The organism is Sanguibacter sp. Leaf3 (assembly GCF_001425965.1).
Classification (GTDB): domain Bacteria; phylum Actinomycetota; class Actinomycetes; order Actinomycetales; family Cellulomonadaceae; genus Sanguibacter; species Sanguibacter inulinus.
Genome location: NZ_LMRH01000003.1, coordinates 431080 through 447940, shown reverse-complemented (window position 1 = coordinate 447940; position 16861 = coordinate 431080). Strand labels below are relative to the sequence as shown.

Here is a 16861-nt window from a genome sequence, read left to right as displayed (position 1 = left end):
ACCGATGACCACCACCACGAACCGCACGCAGACCCGCACCGGTCTGAACCTCACCGACGTCATGCTGACCTACGGCGACGGCGACGACCAGGTGAGCGCCCTCGACCACGTCGACCTGGCTGTCGCGCCGGGTGAGCTCGTCGCGATCGTCGGCCCGTCAGGCGCCGGCAAGTCGAGCCTGCTGGCTGTCGCCGGAGGCCTGACCCAGCCCACCTCAGGGGCCGTGGTCGTCGACGGCACCGACCTCGTCGGACTCTCGTCCCGCGACCTCGCGACCTTCCGCCGCGAGCACGTCGGCTTCGTCTTCCAGTCCGGCAACCTCGTGCCCGCCCTGACCGCCCTCGACCAGCTGCGCCTGGTCGAGAAGATCACCGGCCGACGTGCGGGGACCCCGCCGCTCGAGCTGCTCCGATCCGTCGGCATGGAGCAGCACGCTCACCGCCGACCCGGGCGACTGTCGGGAGGTGAGCGCCAGCGCGTCGGGATCGCCCGTGCCCTGGTCGCCTCCCCCTCGGTGCTCCTCGTCGACGAGCCCACAGCGGCCCTCGACCGGCGACGCAGCCACGAGATCGTCGAGGTGCTCGCCGACCAGACGCACACCTTCGCCGTGGCGACAGTCATGGTCACCCACGACCACGACGTGCTCGAGCACTGCGACCGCGTCCTCGAGATGGTCGACGGTCAGCTCCGACCGCTCTGACCTGGACGAGGTCTCCCCGCTGACGCCTGGCGCCGCTGTGCGCTGGGCGTCAGCGGTCCGGCTCAGGGCCAGCGAGCCAGCGAGCCAGCGAGCCAGCGAGCCAGCGAGCCAGCGAGCCAGCGAGCCAGCGAGCCAGCGAGCCGAGGATAGCGGCGTCAGCCGAGCTCGAGCTCTCGCAGGTACGCATCCAGCACCGCAGCGGCTGCGGTGTAGGACCGTTCGAGGCCGCCGTCGTGCTCGACCCGGCGCGAGGCCGTGTTGAGCAACGCGTTCACCAGCTCGCTCGTGGTCTCCGGGTCCGGGGCTCCGAGCTCGACGAGCGCGTCGACGACAGGCGACAACAGCTGGTCGTGGAACTCCCGCGACCGACGGGCGAGGTCTTCCGACGGCGCCACGTCCGCGAGCGCTCGTGCCAGGGCGTGCTCGCCGTCCGCGACCAGCTCCAGATTCGCGCGGAGGAACGCGAGGATCCGGGTCCGCGGGCTGTCCGCCGCGGCCACCGCTGCGTTGAGCCGCTGCTGCCACCGCGGGAAGGAGTCCGCGACCACCGCGGCGAGCAAGTCATCACGCGACGCGTAGTACTGGTAGACGCTCGACCTGGAGAGCCCGGCCACCGCGCCGACCTCTGCGAGCGACGGCACCCGGCCCGGCTGCGCGGTGAGCAACCCGCGGGCGGCCTCCAGCAGGGCCTGCTCGCGGGCAGCCCTGTGCTCGACGACTGTCGGGGCATCGATCTTGGGCACGCCTTATCTTCTCAGGTCCGGCGGGCCGAGCCGGGAGGACGGCGAACCGCATCGGCCTCGAACACCGCGCCCGTGCCGGGCCGCGAGAGCACCAGTAGGTTCGTCTCATGGGACTACGACTCCAGGCAGACCTGTCGCCAGCGGCATGGATCGTCCGGTCGGCGGTCCCATCGGATCTCCTGGTGACGTGGGGACCAGAGAGCTTCAGCTCCTATGCCCGCCTGCGCTACATCCCCGACCCGGTGAGGCCGGGGCAGGACGAGGCGGACGTGACGCTCCCGGACGACCATGTGAGCGACCAGAGGCAGGCGCGTCGAGCGATCACGTTGCTCTCGAGCTTCACCTCGACACCCGGCCAGGCGTACTTCTGCTGGTGGGACGGTGACCCGGACTGCTCAGCTCCACCGGACCTTCCGCTGGTCACCCTGGAGCATCGTCGGTTCGCCCTGCTCAGCGGACGAGTGACCGATATCGACGCATGGCCGTCCTCATCAGGCGGGTCTCTCCCTGCGTTCGCCTGGCCGGAAGACCGAGCCTGGTGCTTCACGAGCGACGTGGACCCGCACTGGGCCGGGATCGCCGGGAGCGACGAGGCGATCAGCGCCTTGGTCGACGATCCCCACCTCGACGTCGTACGAGCCAGCTTCGGGGAAGCGGCTCCGTCGTACTACTGAGCCGCTCGGGGGCTCAGCGCACCCTTGTCTGACAGCGGGGACGCAGGCGAGCATCGTCGCCTGCCGAGGTACATCCAACGAGCGGAGGGGGCGTCGAACGGTGTCACGGACGGACGATCGGGCCCGCGTCCGCAAAGACGTCGTCCCTGTGGTGGCCGTTGTCGCATCAGTCCTGCTCTGCGTGATCGCGACGACCATCGCGATCGTGGCACCGCTGGCACCCGCACTGGGTTCGTCGTCGGGCAGCCTGTGCCACAACGTCACCGAGCCTGACGAGGTGTACGCCGATCATGGGGAGACGTCCGAGGGGACGACTCCGGAGATGCACCTGTCGATCGTCCCTTACGGACCTGCGTGCACGTGGGTCCTCTCGGACGGGCGCCACGTCACGCGTGATCCGGGGTGGGGATCGACGGTGATCGTCGCCGTCGCCGGCCTCGCGATCATGACCGCGGTCGTGACCTTCGTGTCGGACGCATCGCCCAGGTCACAGGAGACCAACCCGCCACGTTTGCCTTCGACGCCGCCGGCTCGCTGACGACCATGGGCGATGGGCAGTCGCTCACCTACGACGTAGCTCGCCACCAGCACCAGCGGGGCGACGACGTCGACCTTCACCTACGCCGCCCGCGGCAATCGCGCCACCAGCATCACAGACGACGGCCAGACCGCCGACACCATCACCCACACGTACAACCAGGCCAACCAGCTCGCCACCATCACCACCGCAGATCTGACCACCACCGCGTACACCTATGACTCAGCAGGTCTGCGCACCTCAGCCGAGACCACGTCCGGTACGGAAACCGTCGGTGAGCAGTACGCCTGGGACTCGCTCGCTGCGGTCCCACAGCTGCTCACCGACTCCACCCACGCCTACTTTTACGCGGAGACCGGCACACCCCTGGCGCAGTACGACCTCACCACCGGCGAGTCCGGCGACATGGTTGACAACTGCGCCGCCTCATATGCTTGGGGCGGATACACCAGCATGGCCGTCGAGATGGCGATTCCTGGTGCCGGGATGCTCAAAGCAACCCGGCACCTTGGGGATATCAATGAGCTTACCGACGCCACTAAGATTTACGGTCGCGCCGCTTCGGGTCGCGTCGACGATGTGCTCGGCGGACTGTCGAGAGGCAAGAATTCCCATGTTCAGACGGTCGGTTCAGATGCCAAGCTTGGTGAGATTTATTCCGCACTGACCCGTGGGGGTTCACTCCTCAGCAGACCCGGCTACCGCGGCTCGTGGATGCAGCGTACGGACGGCGTGCAGATCGGCATGCGAGAGAGTTCCAGGAGCGGGGGTCGAACGATCGATATCCTATTCCCCGACGGGACCACAAGGAAGGTGCATATCGAATGATACCGGCAGAGTCCGACAGAACGCTCACCGAGGAGTTGCTTTCATATGCAGCCCTTGACTGGGTTGACCCTGGAATGCTCATGACTATCGTCCGAGACGTCTCTGGCGTCCGTGATCCCGATACTCTCCGTGATCTCTCAGTCGGGCTGGTCGCTCGACTGATGGTAGAGGGCATGATCACGGTGGGCGACGTTCTCGAGGACGGCTTCCATGCATGGACCCTGTCGCCTGGCGAAGTGCTGATACGACTGGTCCGCGAGTGGACCGCCGAGCAGGATCCCTTCGCCCCTCCGGGCTCAGTCGCATGGTTCAATGCAACGCCCGCCGGGCAAGTGATCGGCGAGGCGAACTGGGACGCCAAGCAGGAGGACACCTGACGCAGCTGATCGTCAAGATCTCCGAGCAGCCAACCGAGCACACTCTGGCCATGTGCAGCAGGTCGTCGCGGCGCTTCGCAGCTGCCGTGTTGCTGGGAACGGACCTGAACCAATGTCCCTCGTCGGGTCGACTGGCGTCGGCGAAAGCGCTGTCTGAGAGGTCCTGGCAAGGCAGGCAGACGTCGTATCGGCGTCGACACCGACGAGGGGAAGACACGGCACGGCGCGTCTCACAACCATGTCGCGCAAGGGATCGGTGGTGGCTGCGTCGCGAACCTTGGTTGCGAGACGACGCGACGGCGTCGAACGGGATGCTCATCGGCTACGCGCGGATCTCAACCCGTAACCAGAACACCAGCCGCTAGGTGGTCCAGACCGGAGACCAGCGGCATGGTCTCCGGCCTAGCCTGGGAGGGACGCGCCCGAGGCTCGACGCCCTCCCACGTGTCAGGCCGCGATCCGACCGACCAGCTCCGCGAGCGCCTGGTCCCGCGCGAACACCGGGATGACGTCGAGCGGCGCGTCGACCTCGACCCACACCCCGCCGTCATACCGCTCCCCCGTCGCCAGCGACGTCCACGACGCCCCCGCCGGCAGGTACACCCGCCGCACCCTCGCCCCAGCCTCGAGCACCGGCGCCACGAGCAACGAAGGCCCGTACAAGAACTGGTCCGCCACATCCCAAGCCACCGCATCCTCCGGGAAGTCGTGGAACAGCCCCCGCATCACCGGCTGCCCGTCGACGTGCGCAGCCTCCATCAACCCCCGCGTGTACTCCCGCATCTCCTCGCGCAGGTGCACGTACCGCGACAAGATCCCGTACACCTCGTCCCCGTACGACCACAGCTCGTTGTCGGCCCCGGAGTTGCACCGCCGTGACCCGTCAGCCGCAAGCACCTCGTGCGACGGCCCCCGGTCTCCGTGCAGCCGCATCACCGGCATGAAGGTCCCCATCTGGAACCACCGCACCAACAGCTCGTGGAACGCCGGATCGTCGACCCGCCCTCCCCCGAAACCGCCGATGTCCGTGGTGAACCACGGGATCCCCGCGACCCCCATGTGGATCCCGGCCGTGACCTGCCGCCGCATCGACGGGAAGGACGAGTGGATGTCTCCCGACCATACGAGCGCCCCGTACCGCTGCGACCCAGCCCACGCGCAGCGGACCAAGTTCACCGGGTCGGACTGTCCGTCCTCGACCTGTCCGTCATACACAGCCCGTGAGAACAGCTGTGGATAGACGTTCCCCACCTCGAGCACCTGCCCGGCGTAGTACGAGTACGCGCCGAACTCGAAGAAGGCGTACTCCGGCTCGGCCTCGTCGAGCCAGAACAGCTTCACGCCCGGGTAGTTGACGCGCAGCTTCGCCCACAGCCACTCGCGCGCCGCGGGGTTGGTCACGTCGAGGAACCGGCTCGGTCCCTCGAAGCTCATCTGGATGTCCACACCCCGGTTCGACCGCACCAGGTACCCGAGGCGGTCGAGCTCGGCGAAGTTCTCGGACTCGAGGGACACCTGCGGCCAGACCGACACCATGAGCTCGATGCCCATCTGTGCCAGCTCGGCGACCATCGCCTCGGGGTCTGGCCAGAACTCGTCCTCGAACCTGAAGTCGCCCATCTTGGGCCAGTGGAAGAAGTCCGCGACGATCACGTCCATCGGCAGACCGCGCCGGTGGTGCTCGCGCGCCACAGTGAGCAGCTCCTCCTGGGAGGAGTACCGCAGCTTGCACTGCCAGAATCCGAGACCGTGCTCGGGCATCATCGGCGCGTGCCCGGTCGCGGTGGCGTAGTTCCGCGCGATGTCTGCGGGCGTCGCGCCGGCTGTCACCCAGTAGTCGATCTGGGTGGTGGACTCGGCCACCCACTCGGTGCGGTTGGTCGCGAAGGTCGCGCGCCCGATCGCCGGGTTGTGCCAGAGGAACCCGTAGCCCGCGCTCGACATGACAAACGGCACGGACACCTGCGAGTTGCGGTGCGCGAGCTCGACGGTCGAGCCCTTGAGGTCGAGCAGGTCTTGCTGGTACTGCCCCATGCCGTAGAGCTTCTCGTCGCGCGCACCGACCAGCGACACCCGCGCGCGGTGCGTCCCGCCGGGCAGCGCGTCGTAGTCACGAGCCCGCAGCTTGAGCGCCCCGCCGTCTTCCTCCTCCGCGAAGAGCAAGGTTCCACGTGAATCGAAGAACTCGAGCCGGCACCGCGACCGGCTGTATTGGGCCTGCCAGTCGTAGTACTCCCGCGCCGTCGCGACCACACGGATCTCGCCGTGGGTGAGCGTCGCGACGTCGCCGTCGACAGTCACGCTCACCCCGGACGAGGCCTCCTGCGGCAGCAGCGCCCAGTCGGTGTCGGTCACCGGGCCGCCGAGCGCGGCGCGCACGCGCACCGAGTCGGGTCCCCAGGGTTCGACCACGACGGTCTCGCCGCTCCCCCGCCAGACGAGACGGTCGGATTCGATGACGAACGCGTCAGACACGTGAGGTCTCCTTGCTGAGATCTGTGGTCGCACCCGCACCGTCGCGGGAGGTAGGAAGAGGAACCGCATCGGCCGACGCCCGCGGCAGCACGCCCGTCTGCCACACGTACCCGACGATCGCGAAGGCCGGGGCGACGACCCCGAACACGATCCCCAGACCGGGCAGCAGGTAGTACAGCCCGAGCGCGACAGCGAGCACAGCCGCGCACATGAGCGCGAGCACGGGCCGAGCGATCGTCAGCACGGCGCTGCGCCGCAAGATCCGCCCGGGGCTCTCCGCGAAGTGCGCGTGCAGCACGAACACCGTCGAGCTCATGACGAGCAGCAGCAGCGTGAGCAGCCACAGCACGCCCTGGAGCGCGGGCCCGGCGACGCCCATGTCGACGGCCCGGAGCAGCCGGTGGTCGTAGACGACCACCGCCCACCCCGCGGTGAGCACCAGGCCGATGACGTTGGCGCTCACCAGCTCGGAGCGCCACGCGTCGTGGAACTCTCGCCAGATCGACGGGCGGTCGGCCGCGCCGGCCCACCCGTCGGCCTCCATGCGGTCCCGGCGCAGCACGGCGAAGACCGCGGCGGTGGCCGGGTAGGCGCCGAAGACCACGGCGCCGAGCAGCGTGTGGACGATCCACAGCAGCTGGAGGTACGCGAAGCGTAGGCCGGCGTCGCCGATGCGGGTGTGCCACCCGAGGACCCGGTTCATCCCTTCACCGACCCGATCATGACGCCCTTCTCGAAGTACTTCTGCAAGAAGGGGTAGAGGATGATCACCGGCAGCGTGGAGACCACGATCACGCCGTACTTGATCTGGTCCGCGAACTGCTGGCCGTAGCCACCACCCGTGCCACCGGCCCCACCGGCACCGCCCGCGAAGGCGGTGTTCGAGATGAGGATGTCGCGCAGCACGATCTGCAAGGGCTGCTTGTCGTAGTCCCGGATGAAGATCAGACCCGTGAAGAAGTCGTTCCAGTGCTGGACGATGTAGTACAGCATGATGACCGACAAGATCGCCTTCGACAGCGGGATGGCCATCTTGAAGAAGAACTGGAAGTGGTTGGCCCCGTCGAGGGTCGCCGCCTCGTACAGCTCCTCCGGGAGGGAGTTCTCGTAGAACGCCCTCGCGATGATGAGGTTGTACACGTTGAGGGCCGACGGCAGGATGAAGACCCACATGTTGTTGAGCAGGCCGATCTCCTTGTACAGCATGTACGTGGGGATCAGACCGCCGTTGAAGAACATCGTGAAGGCGAAGAACAGCATGAGCGGACGCCGCGCCGCGAAGTCGCGACGCGACAGCGCGTAGGCCGCCGGGATCGTCACGAGCATGTTCACGGCCGTGCCGAGCACCGTGTAGATGAGCGTGTTCTTGTAGCCGTTCCAGATGCGGGCGTCGTTGAGGATCTGCTCGTACCCGAACCAGTTGATGCCCTTGGGGATGAACGACACGTCGCCCGCCTGCACCAGCGCGGGTGCGCTGACCGAGGCGATCATGACGAAGTAGATCGGGTACAGCGTCACGAAGACGATGACCACGAGCGAGACCGTGACGAGGACCGTGAAGGCGATGTCGCCGGGCGTGCGGCTCCGGAGCCGTGTGAGCGTGCTCATGGGTTTCCCTTCACCACAGGCTCGTGTTGGAGACGCGCTTCGCGATCTGGTTGGTGATCACGAGGAACGCGAAGTTGATGGCCGTGTTGAACAGCCCGATCGCCGTCGAATAGCTGAACTGCGAGCCGATGATGCCGATCTTGTACACGTAGGTCGAGATCACCTCGGAGACCGGCAGGTTCAGCGTGTTCTGCATGAGGAAGATCTTCTCGAAGCCCGCGTTGAGCACGCCGCCCATGTTGAGGATCAGCAGCACGACCATCGTCGGCACGAGCGCCGGGAAGTCGATGTGCCGGATCACCTGGAACCTGTTGGCCCCGTCGATCCGCGCCGCCTCGTACAGCTGGGTGTTCACGCCGGCCAGCGCCGCGAGATAGATGATCGAGTTCCACCCGCAGTGCTGCCACACCTCGGAGATCACGTACACCGGCACGAAGGTGCTCGTGCTCCCGAGGAAGTTGACCCCCTCGATGCCGAAGAACCCGAGGAACCGTGTGATGAGCCCCGTGCTCGGCGACAAGAACACCTGCAGCATGCCGACGATCACGACGATCGAGATGAAGTGCGGCAGGTACGTCGCGGTCTGCGTGAAGCGCTTGCGGCGTCGGCTGATCACCTGGTTGACGAGGATCGCGAGGATGATCGGCGCGATGAACCCGAACACCAGCGTGGTGAGGCTGATGGTCGCGGTGTTCCGCATGAGCGTCCAGAACTGGGGCGACTCGAAGAACTTGACGAAGTACTTCAGGCCGACCCACTCACCGCCGGTCAGGCCCTTGGTGAAGTCGAACTCCCGGAACGCCAGCTGGATCCCGTACATGGGCCCGTAGGCGAACAGCGCCGTGAATCCGATGGCGGGGATGAGCATGACCCACAGCTGCCACTGCCGGGAGAAGTGCCGCCTCATCCGGGGGCCAGCCCCGGTCGGCTTCCCGACGACCGTGATCTTCCCTGCCTTCGGGGGCTTGTCGAGCGTCAGTGCCATGACGCGCTCCTACTTCGACGCGATGTAGTCGTCGTAGTACTTCTGGTGCAGCTCGTCGTTCTGCGTCACGCCGAGGCCCTCGAGCTGGGTCACGTAGTCGTCCCACTGCTCTTCGACGCCACCGGAGGTGATCCACTCGGCGAACTTGGGCATGGCCACACCGAAGATCGCGGTGTTGTTGAGCGAGATGGTGCTGAGGTCCTCGGACGACATCTTGATGAACGGTCCGGGCCACACGTTCGCGTCGACGTCGAGGGCGTCGAAGGCGGGCTGGAGCGGCACGGCGTCCTCGACGGCCTCGGCGAGGTCAGCCGGGAGCTCGACCGTCGCGTCTTCGCGGATGTAGAACGCGCCGTTGTCCGCGAGGGACGAGGTCCACTTCCACGTCGACGGGTCGAGGTTCGTGTCAGCGGGCGGCAGCACCTTGTACTCGGTGTCCGAGACCTTCTCGACGTTGGGGCCGATGTCCCCGAAGAGCTCCTGCATGGAGGTGTCTTCGCTGTACAGCTCGTTGACGACGCGCAGCACGGCGTCCTTGTTGGCCGCCTGGGCGGACATCGTCAGGTGGTTGCGCGTGAGGTTCTCGTAGTCGTAGGACCACGACGGCGTCTCCGACTGGCCGGCCTCGGCCATGAGCGGTGCCATCGGCGCGTACTGCTCGTACACCCCGGGACCGAAGCGGTCCGAGCCGGACCAGCCCCACGAGAACCCGACCCGCGCCTCGTCACCCGTGCCGCGAGCGACCGACTGGTACGTCGAGTAGTCCTGCGTGAAGGCCTCTTCGCTGATGAGCCCGGCCTCCCAGCACTGGTTGAGGAAGGCCACGACGTCCTTGTAGCGCTCGTCGACGAAGAAGTTCGCGACCGTGCCGTCCTCGACGAAGATCCCCGAGCCGCCACCGCCCGAGATGGTCATGCCCGTGCTGCCGAGCAGCGCGGTCGGCTGGAAGTACCCGAAGCCCGTGGTGCCCACAGGCGAGAAGTCGAGGGGGATCTCGTCAGCCTGGCCGTTGCCGTTGGGGTCGCCCTCCTTGAAGGCGACGAGCACGTCGAAGAGCTCGTCCCAGGTGGTCGGCGTCTCGAGACCGAGCGTGTCGAGCCACTGCTGGTTGATGTACTGGTGGGTGATCGCCTGCGGCCAGAACCGCTTGTACGAGGGCAGCGAGTAGACCGGGCCCTCGAGGGAGGTGGCCATCGCCTCGGCGCCGTCGACCTCGTCGAACATCGCCTGCACGTTCGGCAGGGCGTCCATGTCGTCGCCGAGGTCTTCGAAGAGCGTGCCGAAGGTCGCGAGGTCGGAGTCGGTGATCGCGTTCGGGCCGATGATGAGGTCGGGCACGTCGCCTGCGGCCAGCAGCGGGTTCTTCTTCTGGTCCCAGTCGGCCGAGACCTCCTCCCAGCGGATCGTCACGTCCGCCTTCTCCTCGAGCTCGGTCACCCACGCCATCTCGCTCATCGGCTTGGTCAGCGGGTGCTTGGTCACGAGGATCGTCACCTCGTTGCCGTCGCCGCCCCCGGCGTCGGAGTCGCCGCCGCCTCCGCAGGCAGACAGGACGAGCGACGCTGTGGCCATGAACGCCACGGTGACCGCGGCCTTCCGCGACCGGGCGCTTCGGTGCTGGGACATGGGTCTCCTCCTTGAGACGCGCGCCGACGCTGGCGCGGGTGGGGGTGCAGCAGGGGTGGTGAGAAGCAGTGCGTGAGAGCAGCAGGTGAGAGCCGTACGAGCAGACGGGCTGTCCTGCGGAGGTGCGGACGTGCGGTGCACGGATGTGGTCCGTGCGGTCACGGAACCGGCCGGGTGGCCGGGCCCTCAGGTGGTCAGGTGGTCAGGTGCGGACGGGGAGCCACACCCGCATCGCGCCCGGAGCAGCGTTGCCCCAGGTCGAGAACGGGATGGCCGGGACGGTGAAGGTCGTGGCGTCAGGGGCCTGGCTTCCGGCCGCCCCCGAGGGGTAGAGCTCGCTCTCGGCCGCGGCCGACGTCACCGTGACGTGCAGCTCGCGCGGTCCAGCCTCGACGGCGGCGTCGCCGGTGAGCACGAGGTCGTCGACGACGGCACCCTCGGGCAGGCTGGCCTGCTCGATGCAGTACACGACGGGTCCTCGCTCGAGAGCGAGGCACCCGCGGATCGCGTCCACCTTGTGGTGACCGCGCGTCCACCGAGGCGAGACGTCGAGCTCGAGCGTGTACGTCGCGCCCTCGACGAGGTCGACATGCGCGTAGCCGTCGTCGCTCGCGGCGACTGCGCCACCCGGCGTAGCGAGCGTGCTCGCCGCCGACCAGCTCGGCACGCGGACGGCGAGCCGGGCGCCAGGCTCGACACGACCGTGCACGGTGATCTCGACGGTCGCCCCTGCCGGGTAGGTCGTCTCGACGCGCAGCACACCGTCGCCGAGGTGCTCGGGCAGGTCGATCTCGGCCGCGGCGATCTGGTGCAGCCACAGCTCGCCGCCGGGCTGGCCGCCCTCGGCGAGGGTGGTCGACGCGACGTAGGACGACATCTGCGCGACGGTCCGGGCGATGTTCGGCGGGCAGCACGCGCAGGCGTACCAGGGGGTGCGCTCGCGCGGGGCGTTCTCCTCGGAGAACCGGTCCGGGCGCTGCTGGAGCGGGTTGGAGTAGAAGAACTTGGTGCCCGTCGCGTCGACCGAGGCGGCGAGGGCGTTGTGCACCTCGCGCTCGATGGTCTCGGCGTAGCGCGCCGTGCCGGCCGCGCCGCCGGCGAGCAGCATGCGCCACGTCCAGTGCAGGTCGGCGATGGTCGCGCAGGTCTCGGCGTAGGCACGCTCGCTCGGCAGCTCGTAGTCGTCGCCGAAGGCCTCGTCGCGGTGCCGCGAGCCGAAGGCGCCGGAGAGGTACATCTTGCGCTCGTGCACGCTCGACCACTGGGCGTCCATCGCGGCCAGCAGCGTCGTGTCGCCGTTCTCGAGGTACGCGTCGGTGACACCGGCGTCGAGGTACAGCTGGCGGACGGCGTGGCCGACGGCGTCGGTCGCCTCGCGGACCGGCGCGTGGTCCTGGAAGTACCGGGCGCCGAGCCCGCCGACCTTCAGCAGCCCGGTGCCGCGCAGGTCGATCATCCGCTCGGCGAGCGTGAGGTACCGCTGCTCGCCGGTGTGGCGGTAGAGCTCGACGAGGGCGGTCTCGATCTCCGGGTGCCCGCAGATGCCGTCGTCGCGGCCAGGGCCGAAGCGGCGGTCGACGAGGTCGACAAACGCCCGGGCGATGTCGAGCAGGTCGTGGCGCCCGTTGGCGCGGTCGAGGGCGACGGCCGCCTGGACCATGTGCCCGAGGACGTACATCTCGTGCGTCCACTCGAGCTCGGCGAACTTCTTCTCGGGGTGCACGCCCTGGATCCAGCTCATGACGTAGCCGCTCGGCTCCTGCGCCCGGGCCACGAGGCCGATGACGCTGTCGAGCCAGGCGTCGTGCTCGGTCGTGCCGGTCCGGGCGATCTCCCACGCGACGGCTTCGATCACCTTGTACAGGTCCGAGTCGGCGAAGACGAAGCCCCGGTACTCGGCCCCTGACTCCCCGACCACGCGGCGCAGGTTGTCGATGACACCGGAGGTCTCGAGGTTCTCGATGCAGTGCGGGATGGTCGCGGCGGCGTTGAGGCTCTGCCAGTCGGCGAGGGTCCCGGTCGTCAGGCGCACGGAGCGCAGGTCGAGCGGGCGGTGCGCTGCGACGTCGGCGACCGGCACGGCCGGTGCTGCGGCCGCTCGGGGCGCAGTCGTGAGGGGAGCAGGGAGTGCTGTCACGGGTTCAGGTCCTTCATCGTTGAAGTGGCTGACTGGAGTCTGGACCCGATGGTTCAGCGTTGTCAACAGCGAGACAAGAACGAGATCTTGGCGTCACCAGATCGAGACCGGCTCCGCGCCAGCGCGCTCAGCGGGACGCGGTCGAGTCCCGGACCACGAGGTCCGCGCCGATCCGCACGTGCCGTCCCGGGCCCTGCAGCCCGCCGATCCGCTCGACGAGCATCGACACCGCGTGCTCGACCATCTCGGGCTTGCGCGGGCTGACCGAGGTGAGCGACGGGACGGTGAACTCGCCCTCGTCGGTCGCGTCGAAGCCCGTCACGGCGACGTCGTCGGGGACGCGTCGGCCGTGACTGCGCAGCGCGCGCAGGGCACCGACAGCGATCGCGTCGTTGACGCACAGTGCCGCGTCGAAGCGCACCCCCGAGCGCAGCAGCGCGACCATCGCCTCGTAGCCCGAGGTGCGGCGGTCCCAGTCGGACCCGCTCGCGTAGAGCGAGGGGTCGAGCTCGACGCCGAACTCCCCGATCGCCTGGCGGTAGCCGTCGTACCTGTCGCCGCTCGGCAGCTCGCCGTCAGGTGAGTTCCACACGAGCGCGATGCGCCGCCGACCGGACTCGAGCAGGTGGCGCGCCGCCAGGTAGGCACCCTCACGCTCACCCATGACCACGCAGTCGAGCCTGTCGACGGCCGCACCGCCCAGCTGGACGACGGGCCGGGTCAGCTCGACGCCCTCGATCATCGGCCCGACGAACTCGTGCGGGCAGATGATGACCCCGTCGACGTCCGGCGTGCTGGTCCCGAGCACCGCGGCGCGCTCGGCCTCGGCGTCGGCCGCGATGAGCAGGGTCGTGGAGAGGCCGTGCGCCTCGAGCGCGAGGATCGCCCGCTCGGCCATCTCCGCGAAGTACGGCTGGTAGAGCATCGGCACGACGACGGCGACGCGGCCGGTGCGCCCGGACACCAGCCCACGGCCCGCCTGGTTGACCACGTAGCCGACCTCGGCGACGGCCTGGTGGACCCGCTCGCGCGTCGCGGCCGAGACTCCGGGACGCTCGAGCAGCACGTTCGAGACGCTCTTGGCCGAGACGCCCGCGACAGCCGCGACGTCGGCGAGGGTCGGGCGCCTCATCGCAGGCCCGCCCCGAGCGTCGACTCCCGGCGGACCAGCTCGACGGGCGAGATGACGCGCCGCGCTGTCTCGCCGCCGGTCCCCGCGAGCCTGTCGGCGAGCAGCTCGACGGCCGCGCGGGCGAGCCGGGCGGCGCCGGGGTCGATCGTCGTGAGCGAGGGAGTCGAGAAGGTCGCGTCGTCGAGGTTGTCAAAACCGATGATCGCGACGTCGTCGGGGACCGCGACTCCGGCCTCGACGAGCGCGTAGAGCGCACCGAGGGCGAGCTCGTCGCTCCCGCACAGCAGCGCGTCGGTCTCCGGGGCGCTGGCCAAGATCTCGCGGGCCGCGCGGGCACCGTCGGCCCGACCGACCACACCGTCGACCCGCGGGACAGCGGGGTCGATGCCGGCTGCGGCAAGGGCGGCGGTCATCGCGTGGTTGCCCTGCAGGGTGCGGTCCTGCCCGACGAGCGCAGGCCGCGAGCGCCCCATGACCACGAGGTGGCGGGCGACGAGGGAGGCGGCCTCGACGAGGTCCGGGTCGACCGAGTCGACCGCGACGGTCGCCTCGTGCTGGACGAGGACCACGGGGTCGGTCGGCCGGAGTGCGGCGAGGGCGTCGGTCGGTTGGGCCGGGTCGACGCTCCCGCCCTGGGTGCCCTGGGTGCCCTGGGTGCCCTGGGTGCCCTGGGTGCCCTGGGTGCCCTGGGTGCCCTGGGTGCCCTGGGTGCCCTGGGTGCCCTGACCAGCGTGCGGGGTACTCAGGTCGACGGCTCCGGGGTGGCTCGCGGCCGGGCCGATGAGCACGAGCCCGTCGAAGAGCCGTCCTCGGGCGGCGAGCAGAGCGGCGAGGCGGTCGGGCTGGTCGTGCGTGGGCTCGACGGTCGCCTGGAGACCGCGGCGGGTGAGCTCGGAGACCACGGCCTCGGTGATCATCGACAGGTAGGGGCGGCGCAGCTCGGAGACGCCGACGCCGATGACGCCGGTCCGTCCGGTGCGCAGGGTGCGGGCGCTGCCGTTGGGGACCCACTCGAGCTCGGCGATGGCCGCACGGACGCGGCGGACCACCTCGGGGCGGGTGTGGGGCTCGAGGTTCACGACGCGCGACACAGTCTTGACGGACACCCCGGCCAACGCCGCAACATCGCGCATCGTCGCTGCCATGGGCACCATCGTAGGGCTGAGCAGGTGGGACGCAGGGCGCTGGGTGTGGGTGAGACCGCTCCCCGGGCGGGCCACGGGACCGTCGGCCGGGCGGGCTGTGGGACCGGCGGCCGGGCGAGGCGGGCATCGCGACCGGCCGGGGGCTCACCACGACAGCGAGAGGGGTGACACATCCGACCGGTGTTGTTAACGTTCACAGACCGCACCCCTCACGAGGAGCTCACGCATGGCAAAGACGCCGTCACCCCGCCCACCCCTGGGCTGGAACAGCTGGGACTGCTACGGGACCACCGTCACGGAGGCCGAGGTGCTCGCCAACGCCGAGCACATGGCGCAGCACCTGCTGCCCTTCGGCTGGGACACCGTGGTGGTCGACATCGACTGGTCCGACCCGACAGCCCGGTCCCACGGGTACAACGAGGGCGCACCGCTGCACCTCGACGACCTCGGGCGACTGATGCCCGACCCAGAGCGGTTCCCCAGCTCTGCTGGCGGGGCAGGTTTTGCGCCTCTCGCCGACAAGATCCACGGTCTCGGCCTGAAGTTCGGCATCCACGTGATGCGCGGGATCCCGCGGCGCGCGACGGCTGAGCGACTGCCTGTCGCGGGTGCTGGTGACGCGGCTGCTGGTGTCTCGGTTGGGACTGGCGCTAGTGCTGGCGCCGGGGCCTCGAGCGCGCCGGTGACGGCCGACCAGATCGCCGACGAGACCAACCGCTGTGAGTGGAACCCCCACATGGACGGCCTCCGCCACGACCACCCGGGTGCGCAGACGTACTACGACTCGGTCGTCGCGCTCTACGCGTCGTGGGGCGTCGACTTCATCAAGGCCGACGACATGCTCTGGCCCTACCAGGCCGCCGACATCGAGGCCTTCTCGCTGGCCATCGAGCGGTCCGGCCGGCCCATCGAGCTGTCGCTGTCCCCCGGGCGCGACCTCTCGCTCACCCGCCTCGACCACCTGCGCGAGCACGCGACCATGTGGCGCATCTGCGACGACCTGTGGGACGTGTGGGAGGACGTCGAGGCCAACTTCGCACGCTTCGCCCGCTGGGCACCCACCGCGAGCGAGCACGGCTGGCCCGACGGCGACATGCTCCCGCTCGGCCACATCGGCATCCGCGCCGAGCGCGGCGAACCCCGCGACTCCCGGCTGACGCCGGCGGAGCGAGTCACGCTCATGACGCTCTGGGTGATCGCCCGGTCACCGCTGATGATCGGCGGCGACCTGCCGACGTCGAGCCCGGAGACTCTCGCGCTGTTCACGAATGCTGACGTGCTCGCGGTGCTGGGGGCGGGCGGGTCCCGCGAGGTGTTCCGTGAGGGAGACCTCGTGCTGTGGACTGCGGACGGGGTTGCTGGCGCGTCCGGCTGGGTCGCGGCCTTCAACCTTGGGACTGAGCCGCTCAGCGTGGCGCTCGACGCTGGGGACGTCGGGGTCCCGGCCGACGAGGCCGTGCGGGTCCGCGAGCTGTGGACGGGCGAGGACGTCGCGACGCAGCGGGTGACCGTGCAGAGCGACGAGGCGCGCGGGGTCGCGCCAGGAAGCGTCGCGATCCCGGTGACGATCGAGGGTCACGGAGCACGGCTACTGCGGTGGGAGGCCTGACACCAGCAGAACCGGCAGCCCCTCGGACTCCCCAGTCCCCAGTCCCCGGTTCCCGGTTCCCCGAACTCCCGAACTCCCGAACTCCCGAACTCCCGAACTCCCGAACTCCCGAACTCCCGAACGATCATCGAGGTCGTACGGACACGCCAAGAACACCGTGCTGGGACACACTTTTGGCGTGTCCGTGCGACCTCGTCCGAGAGAGTGCGACCTCGGCGCAGCCCGTGCGACCTCGCCCCTACGAGTGCGACCTCGGCGGGGTCAATGCGACCTCGGTGCGGGCT

14 protein-coding genes are annotated in these 16861 nt (G+C 69.1%); 5 read left to right on the top strand and 9 right to left on the bottom strand.

Annotated elements, in window-relative coordinates:
- Positions 1 to 4 precede the first annotated feature (4 nt).
- Positions 5 to 700: an ABC transporter ATP-binding protein gene (locus tag ASG53_RS15410; protein WP_056135369.1), complete on the top strand. Its 696-nt coding sequence runs from the start codon at positions 5 to 7 to the stop codon at positions 698 to 700.
- A gap of 155 nt (positions 701 to 855) precedes the next feature.
- On the opposite strand, the gene ASG53_RS15405 is transcribed toward ASG53_RS15410, so the two are convergent.
- Complete coding sequence (locus tag ASG53_RS15405; RefSeq protein ID WP_056135366.1) at positions 856 to 1443, bottom strand: TetR/AcrR family transcriptional regulator; 588 nt, start codon at positions 1441 to 1443, stop codon at positions 856 to 858.
- Positions 1444 to 2298: 855 nt separating this feature from the next.
- Here ASG53_RS15405 and ASG53_RS15395 point away from each other — a divergent pair.
- The 3 genes from ASG53_RS15395 to ASG53_RS15390 all read left to right on the top strand — a co-directional run bounded on the left by ASG53_RS15395 (position 2299) and on the right by ASG53_RS15390 (position 3860).
- Positions 2299 to 2655, top strand: coding sequence for a hypothetical protein (locus tag ASG53_RS15395; RefSeq protein ID WP_156382839.1), 357 nt, complete (start codon positions 2299 to 2301; stop codon positions 2653 to 2655).
- Positions 2656 to 3108: 453 nt separating this feature from the next.
- The gene (locus ASG53_RS20400; protein WP_235533963.1) at positions 3109 to 3483 is read left to right on the top strand and encodes a hypothetical protein; all 375 of its coding nucleotides are present in this window, start codon (positions 3109 to 3111) and stop codon (positions 3481 to 3483) included.
- Positions 3480 to 3860, top strand: coding sequence for a hypothetical protein (locus tag ASG53_RS15390; protein ID WP_056135358.1), 381 nt, complete (start codon positions 3480 to 3482; stop codon positions 3858 to 3860). Before ASG53_RS20400 ends, ASG53_RS15390 begins: the two co-directional genes overlap by 4 nt.
- A gap of 447 nt (positions 3861 to 4307) precedes the next feature.
- Here ASG53_RS15390 and ASG53_RS15385 read toward each other — a convergent pair whose 3' ends face one another.
- The 8 genes from ASG53_RS15385 to ASG53_RS20395 form a co-directional block, all read right to left on the bottom strand.
- The gene (locus ASG53_RS15385; RefSeq protein ID WP_056135355.1) at positions 4308 to 6335 is read right to left on the bottom strand and encodes a glycoside hydrolase family 31 protein; all 2028 of its coding nucleotides are present in this window, start codon (positions 6333 to 6335) and stop codon (positions 4308 to 4310) included.
- On the bottom strand, positions 6328 to 7038 hold the full coding sequence (locus tag ASG53_RS15380; RefSeq protein WP_056135353.1) for a YesL family protein: 711 nt from the start codon (positions 7036 to 7038) through the stop codon (positions 6328 to 6330). Before ASG53_RS15380 ends, ASG53_RS15385 begins: the two co-directional genes overlap by 8 nt.
- A complete protein-coding gene (locus ASG53_RS15375) occupies positions 7035 to 7943 on the bottom strand; it encodes a carbohydrate ABC transporter permease (RefSeq protein ID WP_056135349.1) in 909 nt (302 codons plus the stop codon). Before ASG53_RS15375 ends, ASG53_RS15380 begins: the two co-directional genes overlap by 4 nt.
- Positions 7944 to 7953: 10 nt before the next feature.
- Positions 7954 to 8928, bottom strand: a complete 975-nt coding sequence (locus tag ASG53_RS15370) for an ABC transporter permease (RefSeq protein WP_056135347.1) — start codon at positions 8926 to 8928, stop codon at positions 7954 to 7956.
- Between the two features lie 9 nt (positions 8929 to 8937).
- Positions 8938 to 10554 (bottom strand): ABC transporter substrate-binding protein, encoded by a 1617-nt coding sequence (locus ASG53_RS15365; protein WP_056135344.1) that lies wholly within the window; start codon positions 10552 to 10554, stop codon positions 8938 to 8940.
- Between the two features lie 202 nt (positions 10555 to 10756).
- Positions 10757 to 12691, bottom strand: coding sequence for a glycoside hydrolase family 127 protein (locus ASG53_RS15360; protein WP_056135341.1), 1935 nt, complete (start codon positions 12689 to 12691; stop codon positions 10757 to 10759).
- A 127-nt stretch (positions 12692 to 12818) separates the two neighbouring features.
- Positions 12819 to 13823, bottom strand: coding sequence for a LacI family DNA-binding transcriptional regulator (locus ASG53_RS15355; RefSeq protein WP_056135338.1), 1005 nt, complete (start codon positions 13821 to 13823; stop codon positions 12819 to 12821).
- Positions 13820 to 14968, bottom strand: coding sequence for a LacI family DNA-binding transcriptional regulator (locus ASG53_RS20395; protein ID WP_056135334.1), 1149 nt, complete (start codon positions 14966 to 14968; stop codon positions 13820 to 13822). Before ASG53_RS20395 ends, ASG53_RS15355 begins: the two co-directional genes overlap by 4 nt.
- A gap of 226 nt (positions 14969 to 15194) precedes the next feature.
- Here ASG53_RS20395 and ASG53_RS15345 point away from each other — a divergent pair, with 226 nt between their 5' ends.
- Positions 15195 to 16577, top strand: coding sequence for a glycoside hydrolase family 27 protein (locus ASG53_RS15345; protein WP_056135331.1), 1383 nt, complete (start codon positions 15195 to 15197; stop codon positions 16575 to 16577).
- The last annotated feature ends 284 nt before the right edge of the window (positions 16578 to 16861 follow it).